The sequence below is a fragment of the Enterovibrio litoreus genome (assembly GCF_045679545.1).
Classification (GTDB): Bacteria; Pseudomonadota; Gammaproteobacteria; order Enterobacterales; family Vibrionaceae; genus Enterovibrio.
Map to the genome: position 1 here is coordinate 680,466 of NZ_CP166194.1, position 14,042 is coordinate 694,507.

General features: G+C 45.4%; 10 protein-coding genes. 5 read left to right on the plus strand and 5 right to left on the minus strand.

The window, feature by feature from the left end; genetic code table 11:
- Positions 1 to 38 precede the first annotated feature (38 nt).
- From AB8599_RS02880 to AB8599_RS02900, 5 genes are all read right to left on the minus strand, one after another.
- A complete protein-coding gene (locus AB8599_RS02880) occupies positions 39 to 290 on the minus strand; it encodes a hypothetical protein (RefSeq protein ID WP_407332308.1) in 252 nt (83 codons plus the stop codon).
- Positions 291 to 353: 63 nt separating this feature from the next.
- Positions 354 to 824 carry a helix-turn-helix transcriptional regulator gene (locus AB8599_RS02885; RefSeq protein WP_407332309.1) on the minus strand — a complete coding sequence of 157 codons (471 nt, stop codon included), beginning with the start codon at positions 822 to 824 and terminating at the stop codon, positions 354 to 356.
- On the minus strand, positions 821 to 2,185 hold the full coding sequence (locus AB8599_RS02890) for a type II toxin-antitoxin system HipA family toxin (protein ID WP_407332310.1): 1,365 nt from the start codon (positions 2,183 to 2,185) through the stop codon (positions 821 to 823). The genes AB8599_RS02885 and AB8599_RS02890 overlap by 4 nt, the downstream gene beginning before the upstream one ends.
- A 213-nt stretch (positions 2,186 to 2,398) precedes the next feature.
- Positions 2,399 to 2,683, minus strand: coding sequence for a hypothetical protein (locus tag AB8599_RS02895; RefSeq protein WP_407332311.1), 285 nt, complete (start codon positions 2,681 to 2,683; stop codon positions 2,399 to 2,401).
- Positions 2,684 to 2,797: 114 nt separating this feature from the next.
- Positions 2,798 to 3,658 carry a helix-turn-helix transcriptional regulator gene (locus AB8599_RS02900; RefSeq protein WP_407332312.1) on the minus strand — a complete coding sequence of 287 codons (861 nt, stop codon included), beginning with the start codon at positions 3,656 to 3,658 and terminating at the stop codon, positions 2,798 to 2,800.
- Between the two features lie 142 nt (positions 3,659 to 3,800).
- On the opposite strand from AB8599_RS02900, the gene AB8599_RS02905 reads away from it, so the two are divergent.
- The 5 genes from AB8599_RS02905 to AB8599_RS02925 all read left to right on the plus strand — a co-directional run bounded on the left by AB8599_RS02905 (position 3,801) and on the right by AB8599_RS02925 (position 13,983).
- A complete protein-coding gene (locus AB8599_RS02905; protein ID WP_407332313.1) occupies positions 3,801 to 7,283 on the plus strand; it encodes a hypothetical protein in 3,483 nt (1,160 codons plus the stop codon).
- 5 nt (positions 7,284 to 7,288) lie between these two features.
- A complete protein-coding gene (locus AB8599_RS02910; RefSeq protein WP_407332314.1) occupies positions 7,289 to 9,262 on the plus strand; it encodes a hypothetical protein in 1,974 nt (657 codons plus the stop codon).
- Positions 9,263 to 9,525: 263 nt separating this feature from the next.
- Positions 9,526 to 9,705 (plus strand): methylation-associated defense system helix-turn-helix domain-containing protein MAD1, encoded by a 180-nt coding sequence (mads1, locus tag AB8599_RS02915; RefSeq protein ID WP_407332315.1) that lies wholly within the window; start codon positions 9,526 to 9,528, stop codon positions 9,703 to 9,705.
- Between the two features lie 52 nt (positions 9,706 to 9,757).
- Positions 9,758 to 10,261: a BREX-3 system P-loop-containing protein BrxF gene (brxF, locus tag AB8599_RS02920; RefSeq protein ID WP_407332316.1), complete on the plus strand. Its 504-nt coding sequence runs from the start codon at positions 9,758 to 9,760 to the stop codon at positions 10,259 to 10,261.
- Positions 10,258 to 13,983 (plus strand): DUF6079 family protein, encoded by a 3,726-nt coding sequence (locus AB8599_RS02925; RefSeq protein ID WP_407332317.1) that lies wholly within the window; start codon positions 10,258 to 10,260, stop codon positions 13,981 to 13,983. Before brxF ends, AB8599_RS02925 begins: the two co-directional genes overlap by 4 nt.
- Positions 13,984 to 14,042: the final 59 nt, after the last annotated feature.

Consider the following 14,042-nt stretch of genomic DNA (forward strand, 5'->3'; position numbering starts at 1 on the left):
GGAGTTTCTCTGGCCATAGCTAGAGACTCTTTGCTTTGTTAGTCGTCTGTCAGCCGACTCGCCTTTAGCAACGACTGCTCAAAAATCGCCGTCGAAACATGCGCCGGAAATGCTTCTGGAAGCTGTCGTTTGACCTGCTCGATGGCTGAAGGAAGCTCGTTGGCAAACTCATCCAAGATTGCCTGCATTCTCTGTGTACTAAAGCCCACCTCTTTGGCTGTGGCTAAGAAATGTCGAGCAAAAATCTTATCAAGTTTGTACTTCCTGCCTTTGTTGGCTTTTAGTCCCATGGCTAACTTAAGGGAGCGACGGTGCAGCCCTTTGCCGCCAACACCCTCGTTACTTGTATTTTTTTAGGTTGAAGTTTCACTTTGCAATAGCGCTCTCAACGTATTGGGTGAGGATGGGGTCAACCCCACTTTCAAGCCAAATGGCTTAAATGCCTTGTTCAATATGTCCGTCTTGTAACTGCCTCGATCATTCTCGATATCTGAAAGCGTTTTTCGAGAAATGCCCACCAGTTTGGCGAACACATCTTGCTTCAGCCCCAGTACATTGACCCTAAGTGCTTTCAAGGCTTGCCCCTGAGTTAACTCGCCGAACAATAATTGCTTGATGATCTGGTTGGCGACATGTTTGCGTTCCGCTGCATTCACAGATGTTTTGTGCTTTGAAACCCTTTGAACTGCACGAGAGTTTGAAGCGTTCTTTCGCGTTGCTCCCTCAGTATCCAATTGCACTTTTGAATGCTGTGCTCGGTTGGCTTTAAGGCGAGCGACGGTCGCTTTAGCAGACGCGTTGAGTGCCAATTTTTTTATGCTCATAGAAGCCCCCACTTCGCCAGTTTGTCAGGAATATAATTGAACCCAATGCCTGGTAGTTCGAGAATTTTTTCTGGTACGCCTTTTGCCGTCAGTTTTTCCTTGAGATCAATGCATTGGCTCGCTGTCCCTTGCAGTGCCGAAAGCAAGTTTTCGCTAGGCACTAGGTCTGACAACGTGTTTGCTATTTCCACAAAATCATAGGTTCCGCCAATCTCCAAAGGTGCTTTCCATTTGGTTGTTCTTGGTATGCCTACGGGGTCCGCTTTCATCGGCGCAAAGTCATAAATGGGCGAGAGTTTGATGTCACCCTCTCCTTTGAGAAACGATGTATTACGCCCATGGTTATCGCTATTTCCAAAGAGGATATTGATAAGGTCTCTTTTGACCCATTCGACAACGAATTCCTGAATATCAAAGTGATATCCTTGGTGTGTCACCATGTAACTTTGAGTGATTTTATCGATGAGTGCTCTGATGGTTTCTTCATGATCTAGGGGCACGCCAGCACTTTTACCTAGGATGGAATAGACGGACTCCATGCCAAATCTTTCCGCCTGTCCTTGAGAGTTATGGCCAACATCAAAACGTGGCAACCACAATGACGGGTAGTTAGGTCCTTCTTCCAGACGCATGTGTTCGATTGGGATAGTGTCAAACCCCATCTCTGTAAGCTCATGATAGTAATGAAACTCTGCACGGAGAATATCGCAATCTATGTCACTTTTTGAGCCTCTTGGGTATTTGACTAAGTAGTGCAAATCCCGATTGCTGTTGTCGTCCTGGTAGGGGTCTATCCATATTTTACAATTACTTGGATTATCTTCGATAGAAGCGCGAAGAAGGAGCTTAGGCGCTTCTCCACCTGCACCTGTTGCACCCCCAGCCGCCGCTCCTCTCTGTTGGGCATAATCTAAGAAGTCACTGGCGCGGCTTTTCACATCGTCAACGGAAAAGAAGAGGTTATCGGCAAGCTCAAAACGATCAGGGAGAGAGTCTTTGACTCTCAGATTACCAACTGGAGACAGGGTGCCATACCTCAACAAGACGTAGTCTTGCTCGGTAGCGGGAAGATCTTCAATGTCTAATTGTTTGACCCAGTATTTCCTGCTGGCACCACTGGGCATGATGTCGTCGAGAAACGTCAACCAACCGGGCTCTCCCTTATCATCAAAGAAAAAAGCGACAGGGTGGTTGATGGAGACTGCGTGCAGGTCATCTTTTTCATAATGATCAATGGCATAGTCCTGCAGATAGTCAACAGCGGTCACTTTGTAGTTGTTTTGGTCACTTTCAGGGAATGAAATGATGGCGATATCGCGCCATTGTTCGTTGATAAATGCCTGAATCGTCAGTTGTTCCATCACGAGCACCATAATCAGATTATATGTACAAATTTACTCATAACCTACAATGCAAGCAACTAATGAGTAGTTATGTAGTCATTATATACTTTGATAAATGGTAATGCGTAATTAAATACTCACGGGCTGATGTTTTGGCATTGCTACCTATTCATTTGGGCGTTCACTTAGTCATAATGGTGGTCTATTGATTGCTGATCCTTACGACATTGGCTATTCAGGCGCAAAGCACCGCTTCACCATTTTCAACGACTGCTCAAAAATCGCCGTCGAAACATGCGCCGGAAATGCTTCAGGAAGCTGTCGTTTGACCTGTTCGATGGCTGAAGGAAGCTCGTTGGCAAACTCATCCAAAATCGCCTGCATTCGCTGCGTACTAAATCCCACCTCTTTGGCGGTTGCCAAAAAGTGACGAGCGAAAATTTTCTCGAGTTTATACTTCCTGCCTTTGTTGGCTTTTAGTCTTACGCCATCAGGGATTAGTCCGAAGATCTTCAATACTTGAAAGAGACGTTCTACGACAGATGGTTAGATTTCCCCTGACCCTACATTGATGAATAACGTTACGCGCTGGACTGGAACTAAAAAAAGTTAGCGCACGTTTTTCCTTTCCTAGTAAGTCAGAAACGCCATCAATTCATCCATATTTCCCACCACAATTTGCTGCCCTTGGGGCCTGTTTTTTTGCATGTGTATATCAATGTTGTACGCATCGAGAAGGTATCGGACGAGTGAGGCGTTGGTGGCGATGCTGAGTGTGCCATTGCTCATACCATAATCTTTTTCGATCACGGCTTTTTGCTTTTCGTTGAAACGAAGATCGGGGATAAGCTCGATCGTCACATCCGTATTCCAAAGCGCATCATCTTCCTTACCGTGCGAAGCATTGTCATTGATGTCTGGTACACCATGAATACGACTCAATACAAAATCACGATAGCCATCAGCATGCTCACAATAGGCGCGAACATGCCAGCGAAGCGGTGTGCAAACCAAGGTGTGAGGAGAGATGATACGTTCCACGGTCTCGCCATCTTTTAAAGATGTGTAACAAATATCGACACGTTTTTTCTCTCGAATGGCTTGAACTAAGGGTCGCAGTGCCTCTGGTGAAATATTGCGTGTGACTGGGCGAACCATCGCAGTGTGCTCAAACCCCATATCCAACTCTGCAAATGTCACCGTCATGTCTTCACGACGAGAGAGAATATGAAGGTACTCATCTGCATGACCTGAAGTCAGCTTCGGACTGAAGCAATCGCTAGGCTTGTAGCCTTTGAGGTGCTTGTCGTAAACAAGGTTGCCGGGGGCTATGTCGGCTAAGTAAGAATTGATGTCTTTTGATGCTTGCTGGCGGACGATACCAAAGCTTTGTGTTAAGTGATTGGTGGTTAAGCGCCCCTCCCATAGAGCAACAATTTCAATCACTCGGTATCGCAAGAGTAGGTCCCACCTAATCGGCCACTTTGTCATTCTTCGAGTCCTGTCTAGTTATTTTACATGTTTATGTAATCAGTATTTACCTGTCATTAATGGTGACATAGTATTTTTTGGACAATTTATCGTCAAGTCGGTAGACAGCTGGCAGGGCAAGGAGCATATCGGAGCGTGGGTCATGAGTGCATTACTTGAAACTTATCTAGAGATGGCAGGGCCTGAAACGTGCCAGTTAAAAGACGGATTTTTGGCCATCATTGATGCTCAGACTGGTCTCGGAAAGACGTATCAAGCCACTGAGCTACAACTGGCACACTTGATTGCAGATTCGAAAATAACGCTTATTTACGCCACGAACTTGCGGGTTAACGTGAAGGAAGCGTATGAGGCATTGCTTGAACGCATCGACAGCAAATCGGCGCTTAGTGAGGAGCGAAAAGCAGAGCTGAAACGCAACGTCATTTGGATTCCTGCCCAAGACACTGCCATTGCCGAATTATCGGAGGTCGATTGGGCGACGATATTCGAGGCGCTCGATGTACAACAGCAAAGAGAAGTCAAAACGATACTCGACAAAATCGCGTTGCTAAATCAGGCAAAAAGCGGCAGCAATAATTCGCTGTTTGATCAGGAGCTACGCGATGAACGTAGCAAGGTTTTCACTCTGCTCAAGGCATGTCTAAAAGGCATTGAAATCAAAGACGCAACGTTAAATGATGTTATAGACCGAATATTCCCGGCAAGAAGGATAGATCGGGACAAAACGCAGGTACTCTTTTTAACTACATCAAAGTTGCTCTATCCGTGGCATAGCATTGATAAAAGCTACAGAATTAGTGATTTCCTTGATAACTCACTGTTGATCCTTGATGAGTTTGACCGCCAGCAAAGTGAGTTTTTGACCCACTTAATCAATACCGTCTCTGACTACGACATTATCGCCTTAACACGCAAGTTCTATTCGAGTTTTGACAGTTTCAAAATTCATGGTTCGCCAGAATTTAATGGGGTTGATCAATGTTTTGACCGCTTTCGCAATGCGCTCGTGGAATATAAAGATAAGTGGCATGTTAACTACCGGCCATTCATCACCGCAGCAACGATTCAAAAAGGAAGTGAAAATCAAAACCGGATATTCACGCTCCTCTCTGACAGGATGTCCATTCATGCCATCAACTTTAAGGACGAAGCGTTAAAGTCACAAGTTAACCATGCGCTAGGGAGCCATGAGATTGGTCCTGGCGGCACCGAAAGTGCAATAAAGTTTGTGAACAATGGCGCCCAGCTCGTCAGAACATTCTGCAATGGCATGCTAAGCGCAGTTCTTGCGCTGAAAAAGAACGTAGAGAGCTCTGAGGATTCTAAAACTTATACGACAGAAAATCTGGTGGGAAAAATTCTCAATAACCTGGGCCTGGTGGAGCTTACACCAAGCATCATGTCGTTAATCTCTGCTCGGCTAAGTTTCAAAGTTCAAAAAGAACACAAAGCTTATAGCTTTCACGATAGCGGGTTCGAAATTGCCAATATTGCCAAGTACAGCGACACAGACAATACCGCTAAAGCCTCCACGTTTGATTTGGCGTTAACATCAACAGGCTTACTTGCTCACTGGGTGCTGGCGGGGGCTAGAGTCCTTGGTGTGAGTGCGACCGCCACCAGCCGTACCGCGATCCATAACTTTGATCTTGAGTATCTCAGTGATGTGCTTTCTGACCGTTTAGTTCTCCTCAATCCCGAACAAAAAGCGGCGATACAATCGGAGTATCTCGAAAAGCGCAGATACGAAGAAAACCAGGTCCAGATTCATGTAAAAGGTATTTCTGAGCGTGTGGAGTGGGGAGGGATTGCAGAACTCTATCAAGAGTTTAGAGGGGCACGGTTGCATCCAGTGTTACTTGAAAATGAAATGTGTAAGCTCTTAAACGTGGACATGGGGCAATTAAAGTTCGCCGTTAACAGAGCCAATAAGCTCATCGAATCCATTCGTCAGTTCTCACTGCACCCAAGCAACCGGTATCACTTCTGTATGCTCAATAGAAGCTATAGAAACCGCGAGTTTATGGAGTTTATGGGCTGTGTGGGCGAAAAATACGGTGTCACTATTTTTGAGAACATCAATGCAGCCTCGTTCAGGAACGATCAATTCCAAGCCATATTAAATTTGTTGGAGAGCACCTCGAGAAAAGTCGTGGTAATAACAAACTACCAGGCGACTGGGGCGGGGTTATCGCCTTCGTACACTATGGGTGAAAACCATTCGTTGACTTACGTTGGCCCCAAAGGCGTTGCGCCATTCCAGAACAAAACGGATATTGATTCTATCTATTTAGAACAACCCATGAGTTTGATTGGCAGTCGAATTGGCGAAGACTTGGCGATGAAGGAGCGAGATCTTGCCATTAAAAAGAATATCCACGATGCGTTAATGCTTCACGAAAAAGGCATCGTCGTCGCCAACGAAGTTAAATTGAAACTCAAATCCCTCATTTCAACACGAGTCAATGGCTATGCAGTTGGTGATCTGAGAAGCACTTACAAACAGAGCGAAGATTACCGATATGCGGTTTACCGTTTTATCGAGCAAGCGCTTGGCCGAATGTGCCGTACTGAGTGGAAGCAAAGTGAAATCACCATTATGTATGACGCTGTCACCGATTTTGTTGAAACGCTGGCCAAAGACAACCGCAACCTTTCATATCTGTCGCATGAGTACCAAGCATTGATAGCGGAGATCAAACAGTGCTACAAAGCGATGGAGCATGAAAAGCAACGTATGTCTTACCACCCAAGGGCTTCACGAAATTTCGCGCATATCCAAAGGCTAGTGAGCAGTGTGTATGAACACCAGAACGAAAACGCGATTGGTCAGTACGAGAGATTGCGAACATGGATGCTGAAAAAACCCGCCATGTCGCCATCGCCAACAGGCGAGGAGGTTCGCTACTACATTGATGTGCAGGCGCCTCTGGGCGAGTACCAGTATCAAATCGATTATTCCGAGGAGAAAGGGATCACTGAGATTTTCATTGATCCAGCGGACGAGCCCAGCTTACGAGAAGTGTCTGAGCAGTCGGCCCGTTTGCCATTGCTGATGAAGAACGATCTAGTTGCTGCACATTTCGAAGCGAACGGCTTTGCGACCACATTTGGCGGTGGTCAGTTTGTGTTAGCGCCAGCCATGTTTGATCTCTACATGGGAGCGCTTGGCGAGGAAGCGGTTAGTGCGATCTTGCTGGCTTTTGGTTATGAGATTCAAAAAATGCCAGAGGGATGCGTAGAGTGGTTTGATGGATACATTGAACTAGGAAACCGAATCCTGTTGGTTGACGTCAAACATTGGGATTTAGAACTGGGCTGTTTGGTTCATGACAACTCCTTGCGTAAATGCCAAGCCAAGTTGGAACAAATGAGGGCCAATCCTCCTGCCGAGTTTGCGAACAAACGTCTGCAGGCGTTGTACATCAACACCATCTGGAGCGGAGCCGAGGGGATAAATTCGCGCCAATACGTGAGTGATGGTGAACAGTTTGTCGCGCACGCGAATCCTGATTTAGCGGACGTTATTGAAATCCCGGGGATCATCGATAGTGAATCAGGTGCGAATAACGTTCCTACAATGACCCAATTACTCGAACTATTGAACCAATTTGCGGAGTGAAACAGATGAGCCGAAGTTTAACTACCCTCATTGACCTAACCTTTGATTCTGATGCACTAAGCCAAAAGTACGTGATTTACAAAGCGTCACTGGACAAAAGCAAGGGGTATGCGGGGTACGCTCAGCAACTGAGTATGGTAGAACGCGCGTCTACGCCCAAAGCGCTTATCAAGCATTCAGGCTACTACTGGATATTGCGTGACAAACATGACAACACTAGACCGGAATCGGCAGACATCGCTTTTGAGCGGGTGAAGTTTGAAGATTGTGATCAGTTAATGTTGGGACGCCTCTTTGTGCGTGCTCTCGGGAAAGTGGCGCCGAGTGAGTTTTTTTCAGGGCTTGGGGAGACGTTTCTTTTTGTTGAACCGGATACGTTTTTTGAGCATACCGTCTACAAATGCTTGAAATTTGATCTCAAAGAAAGCGTGCGCTTTAACGCCTTATTCATCTCCATGGATGGAACGACATTTTCGCCGATTGAAACGGCTTACAAGCCAGCGGGCGTTATTGAAAAACAGCCCAAATTTGAGTTCGACATGGAAAGTGGGCTGTTGCGACGCAACCCTAAAGGCAACCTCATTGAGCACAGTCCTGGTAAGAAAAAGTTCACGACTAATGCCATCGATATTTCAGGTCAAGAGCCGATATCGCTGCAAAAGACCAAAACGGGCGCTATTTATCAGTTCGTTGAGTTGATGAACCAGCATTTCTCAGGCTGCTTATCGCTGCAACTAAAACCCATAGAGGCGACTTGGCGAGAGCACTACAAAAAACGCGATGTTGAAAAGGTGTATCAACGTATCTATCAAGTGATTGATGCTGCTGGTGGTTTACAAATTGTGAATGCATCACTGAAAGATGAGGGCGTTGAGAAGCTCAAACAGCAACAATGGCCTGTGAAGGTCGAGTTTGTGGAAGCCGCAGATATCGATGCCAGAAAGCCATTACTCGTGGTTTTAGACACAGCAGAAGACTACGACAAGGCAGGGCTAGCCGATCCTAAATCTGGTTTCTACACTTCGGACAGAGTGACACAAAGTGTCTACAACTCGACGATTGCCACTGTACGCCCAAAAGCGAAAGGCAATGCGCTGAGCCCGATCATTGATGCGTTAGTAAAAGAAATCGCAATCAAACAAGAATGCTTAGAGCGCAAGTTTCTTATTCAGAAATTGAATGGAAACTATTGGTTTGTGGAAAGAGAAGACCCTACGTATGGCAACAAAGATCCGATTTTTCATATCTTAAAATGTAACGACGGTAGCTTTCGGTATGAGCAGCAAGATGAGTATTACTTTGATGATCTCGGTATCGATCCACCTGAAAAGCGACGTTATTTTGAAACGCTGAACTATGTGATCGACATGGCGCAGCAACCCCCTCAAATCTGTACCATTGTTCATGAGAAAATCGCTGCTATTCCGGACGCAGCCCAACTCTTTGACGTACTTGAGCATTTAAAGAGAAGCAACCAGCACGGAATAAGTCGAGAGTTTATCGAGCAGTTCCTCGATGATTCTGCTTATAAACACGATCCAATCCGCGACAAACTGGTGTCCATGATGGAGACGCACCCTTTGCAGGCAGAGTTTTACAAAGAAGACCTCAAAGCTGCCAAAATAGGGTACCGCTCGACCGCAGAGCAAGCACTGATTGATGGCTATTTTGAAGAAACAGAAGTCATGCTCAATTACTCATTGAAAGGAGGGCACAATGAATACCTCGAAGCCTTAACGGGGCATTTCTACGATGCTGAGCATTCAGCGTATTTTGTGGGCAGTGAAAAAGGCGGCTTTAAGTTCAGCCGAGGGCAGTTCAACCACCTGAGATACCTCGACGGACCAGAAGAGTTGAAGCAAGTCTGCTTAGAGCTAACCAAGAGTTATTTCGTCCGTAACAAGCTTGCCACGGTCAAACCTTTCCCGTTTAAGTATTTGTCTGAATGCAAAGACAGGGCGAAGTATGGCAATGATTAGATAGCGAACGGGGTCTTGGCGACGAGCGTCCATTTCGTGCATAAAACAGAGTTTTCTCTATCGGGGAGTTACAATTGGTAACGTGGGAAATGACTTGAGCGAGTGGATGGAAGAGCGTTTGCAAACCAGAGTGGTTGCCATGTGACCAACTAAGCAGAGGCAGTGCACAATGCGCTGCCCAGATCATTGTTCATTCCCCAATTTTCCCATATTCTCTCACCATCAAACTTGTCAATAAAATCAGTTAGGACTAGTGCGCTGAAATGAATGACCAAATTTTAACCTTGAAAGAGGTGGCCACGTACCTAAAGTTGGCTGAAAAAACAGCGTATCGACTGGCGAGTGAAGGGAGGCTACCAGGCTTTAAAGTCGGTGGATCTTGGCGCTTTAAGCTGGAAGATATTCAAGCTTGGATAGAAGAGCAAAAGGCTAAAGTTTGTTGAGAAAACTAGCCAGGTTGAAAACCATTAATTTTCAAGTTCTGAGGTAGAACCTATGTACCAGATTTCTTCTTCATCAAAAGATGAATTGAAAAGATTGGTAGCGCGAGCTTCGAGGGCCGCTGAGTATTGCTCGCATAACCTCGTGCTGGTGGTTTTAGAACAGGAAGTAAGAGTATCGCTGGATAAAGACTCTCAGATTGAAGATGTTGAACTAATCAATGTTTCAAAGTCATTGTCCCAACGCATAGTTTGCCTTTCAGCCAACGAACGTATCAAACGGCTAGATGTCGAGTTTGAGGAAGTTGCACAAGAGTGCAATGAAAATATATGGCTCACAAAACTAGACCTGCTCTTCGAACCATCACTTAAAGCGGATCCCATACTGTTACTGAAATGGCTGTCAAAGTCTCGATCTGTGGTAGCTATTTGGCCTGGTCAAATTTACGAAAAAACGCTGGTATACGCGGAACCAGGCTCTAAAGATTACAGAACATTTTCCTTACAAGAATTAAAAGATATACAGGTTGTAAACGCCTGCAACGGAGTTATCAAATGAAAAAATATGGCGATTTAATTCAGTTTGAGTCAGTCACGGCTAATATCCAATTGAAGAATTCAAGTGACCATGACAAAGCTGTTGGCCTTGTTTCGTCTTATGTCATCTCTGAAAAAATGTCCTCAAAACTCAGTAATATCATTATTGAGCAACTCCAGTATGAAGAGTCTGTAGACAACAAAGCACTTTGGATCGTGGGCAACTACGGCTCTGGTAAATCGCATTTGATGTCAGTGATCTCAGCTGTCGCTGAATTCCCAGATCTTGCTAGCCACATCTCAAATGATTCCGTGCGAGAAGCCGCCGATAAGATTGCAGGCAAGTTCAAAGTAATCCGCTTTGAAATTGGTGCATCTAAAATGGCACTGACAGATATCATCACTCAGAACTTGACTGATGGCTTAGCTGAAATGGGGGTGGAATATGAATTCCCACCGATGACGGAAATTTCATCCAACCATAAGCCTTACTTTGAAGAGATGATGGCCACATTTCACCAGAAGTATCCAGACCATGGCTTACTTTTGGTTTGTGATGAGATGCTGGATTACTTCCGTTCGCGCAATGAACAAGAACTGCCATTAGATATCGCAATTTTGCGCGTCATTGGTGAGGTGATTGACGGTACTCGTTTTCGTTTTATGGCTGGTGTGCAGGAAGCGATATTCGATAGTACGCAACTAGAGTTCCTTTCTAAGGAAGTTAAGCGTATCCGTGACCGTGCTGAACAAGTGCTTATTGCCCGAGAAGATATCAAGTATGTCGTGGCAGAACGCCTTCTTAAGAAAGATGCTCTGCAGCAAGCTTGGATCCGTGATTACCTTCAAAAATTCACACCTTACTACGACAAAATGAACGAACGTCTTGATGAGTTTGTTCGAATGTTCCCTGTGCACCCTGACTACATCAATACGTTTGAGCGAGTGCGGATGGCGGGCCTAGAAAACCGTCAGGTCTTAAAAAGCCTCTCGCGCCAAATGAATGAGCTGATGAAAGAAGATGTGCCCTTGGATATCCCAGGTATTTTTTCTTACGACACATACTGGAATGAGCTCAGCAGTGAGCCAAGTATGAAAACCAATCCTGAAGTCGGACAGGTTATCGAAACGGGTGAGCTGCTGGTTGATCGTATAGACCAAGCTTATCCAACGCCGGGTGAAAAAGAGTTTGCAAAGCGTTTGGTGGCTGGTTTGGCCATACACCGCATGGCCGTTGGCGATATCTATGCTGAAATGGGGGCCACTGCAGCAGAACTCCGAGATTCTCTCTGTTTGTATCTCAAGAACATAGAGATCATGCCTGGTGATAAGAGCAAGAATTTAGAAAATCACATTGTGACGGTTTTGACCAAAATCCGCCGGACAGTGAATGGACAGTTTTTCTCTAAAAACAAAACCAACGATCAGTTCTATCTGGACCTGAAGAAAACCGAAGATTTTGATGCTCATATCGAGGCAAAAGCCGCGACATTAGCGCCAGATAACATCAATTGGGCGTACCGAGCAGCAATGCTCGAAATTCTTGAACAAACGGATACTCAGCAATCAAAGACAGCAATGTGGCAACATGAGCTGAAGTGGTTGGACAAAAATGTAAGTCGACCTGGTTGGCTGTTCCTCGGTTCACCAAATGAACGAGAAACGGCGAAGCCTCAACTGGATTACTACATGTACTTTATCCAGCCAGAGAATCCTCCAAAGTTGAAAAAAGAGTTCGTTCGAGATGATGAAGTTTTATTCGTTCTTAAAAATCGTAGCGAAGAGTTCAATCAATCACTTAAGTACTATGCAGCTTCTGTAGCGCTTCGGGCTCAGGCAACGGGTGGTGCCCAGCAGACATACAAAATCAAAGCTGAAAAGTATCTTGGCGAGATGATCAAGTGGATTCGAGCCAACATCAAAGATGCTTTTGAAGTTCAATACAATGGAACGTCCAAGCCCATCATGGAGTGGCTAAAAGGTGCTACGGTACGTGAGATTACAGGCATTGCTGATAGTGATCACGGAAGTGTGAAGGACATTTTTGAAGCCGTTGCGAGTTTCATTTTAGAAAGTTATTTCCAATCATTGGCTCCACAATATCCAAAGTTCTCTCAGCGGATCACCGAAGATACTATCTCGGGGGCGAGTGGTGATGTACTGAAATACTTGGCTGGTGGTGCGGCAACTAAACGAGCGATCGCTGTGCTTGATGCGCTAGAGCTTCTGGATGGTGACAAGCTAAAACCAAGTAGTTCCCGCTACGCTAAAGCAGTGCTTGATGTTTTGGCCAGCAAAGGCCATGGCCATGTGGTAAACCAAGGTGAACTGCTTGAGAAAGTGCATGCTCGTTTTTACTTTAAGCCGGATCTTTACCGCCTTGAGCCTGAGTGGCTACTGGTCGTGCTCGCCAGTTTAGTCCATGCCGGTGAGCTAGAGTTGGCAGTGCCTGGCAAAGTGATCACAGCCAGTGATACGGATTCCTTGCAGGGGATTGGGTTTAGCACACTGCTCGATTTTAAACACATTCAAGCACCGAAAGATTTCAATGTTTCTTCAATCAAAGCAGTTCTTGCTTTGCTTGGAATGAATGAAGGTCTCGCAACATCCATCCAGCAAGGTGATGAGAATGTTGTTCGTAGTATGGGACAAGCCATTGATGAGTTGGTTAAAGCACTTGTTCAAGATCAACAGGCCGTTAAGCAACGTCTCATGCTTTGGGGAAATCACGTACTCTCTGAAAATGAAGCTATCGTTCTCACTGATCGCTTAGGGAAAACGAAATCATTCTTGGAAACGCTTCAGCGTTTCAACACACCAGGAAAGCTGAAGAACTTCAAAGAAACGGTTGACGTTATTAATGAGCATGAAGAAACCCTGCAAGAGTGGCGAAATTTCAAGCAGCTTTCAGATGTGGTTAGTGTTCTTTCTGGCGATACGCAATACCTGAGCCAGGCTCAGTTGGTGCTAGATGAAAATGATCCTTGGCAAAATGACGTGAAAGTAGCGGCTCAAGAGCTGAGAAATGGGATTGAAGACAAAGCAGCTCGTTTGGAGACGAGCTTTAAACAATCACAGCTATCTAAATTCGAAGCGTTGAAAAAAACGTATAAGAGTCGCTATGTTTCTCTTTACCAAGCCGCCCGCTTAACCGTTGAGCAAGGCAACCAAAAAGCAGCGTTAATCAATGATGAGCGTTTGAATACATTGGAAGTTTTGGCTGGTATCTCCATGCTGCCTGCTGAACAGGTGAAACAGTGGCGCAGCCAGCTAGGTTCTTTGCTGGTAGCAGAATCAATTGATCCTAAAACACTAGATTTAACGCCAAACCCAGTTAACTTTTCGCCAAGGTCTGAAGGACAGCTACCTCCGGCAGCAAACAGATTAGCCGCTCTGGATGATCAGCTCTATGCCATGTTGCTTGAGTGGACCAATAGTTTAAAAACAACGTTGGAGGACCCGTTCCTGCAATTAGAACTGTTGTCTGAATCTCAGCGAAACGAAATTCAAGAGTTTGTTAAATCGGGGCAACTTCCGACGCCAGTCAGTAAAGAGTTTATCGCTGGTGTTAACGAAGCTTTATCAGGCTTAGAAGAAGTAAAAATCACGACAACGGATCTAGTAGCAAGTCTAGGTAAAGGCACACCCCAGACGCTTGATGAAGTAAAAGCACGTTTTGAAAAACTAATTGCCCAGCACTGCCAAGGTAAAGACTTGAGCAAAGTGCGCATCATCATTGAATAACATCGAAGTAAATAATTAACCAGAGGCCCGAGTGACAGCGGGCCTTTCTTAGAGAGTTA